The organism is Nonomuraea diastatica (genome assembly GCF_004349015.1).
Lineage (GTDB): Bacteria > Actinomycetota > Actinomycetes > Streptosporangiales > Streptosporangiaceae > Nonomuraea > Nonomuraea diastatica.
In genome coordinates, this window is the sequence record NZ_SMKP01000474.1 from 1 (window position 1) to 424 (window position 424).

At 64.9% G+C, this 424-nt stretch carries 1 protein-coding gene; it reads left to right on the forward strand.

What is annotated here, in order from left to right; genetic code table 11:
* The coding region (locus E1294_RS52225; RefSeq protein WP_246083909.1) for a condensation domain-containing protein at positions 1-424 on the forward strand (424 nt) is incomplete at both ends.

A 424-nucleotide genomic window follows, 5' to 3' on the forward strand; every position in this document is an offset into this window, starting at 1 on the left:
GCTGGTCGACCTCAGCCAGGAGCAGATCGATCGGATCGTCGCGCAGATCCCCGGCGGGACTGGGAACGTGCAGGACATTTACCCCCTGGCGCCGTTGCAGGAGGGGATGCTCTTCCACCATCTGATGTCGCCGGACCACGACGCCTACGTGTTGTCGAACCTGCTGGCGGTGGACACCCGCGATCATCTCGATGCCTTCATCGCTGCCCTGCAGGCGGTAGTCGATCGGCACGATGTGCTGCGCACCTCCTTCCATTGGGAACTCCTTTCCCGGCCCGTTCAGGTGGTGTGGCGGCACGCTCCGTTGAGCGTGGAGGAGGTCGAGGCTGCCGAGCTGAGGGGTACGGCGAAGCGGATCGATCTGGGTGCTGCGCCGTTGTTGCGGGTGCTGGTCGCGCACGATGTGGAGAACGGTCGGTGGTTG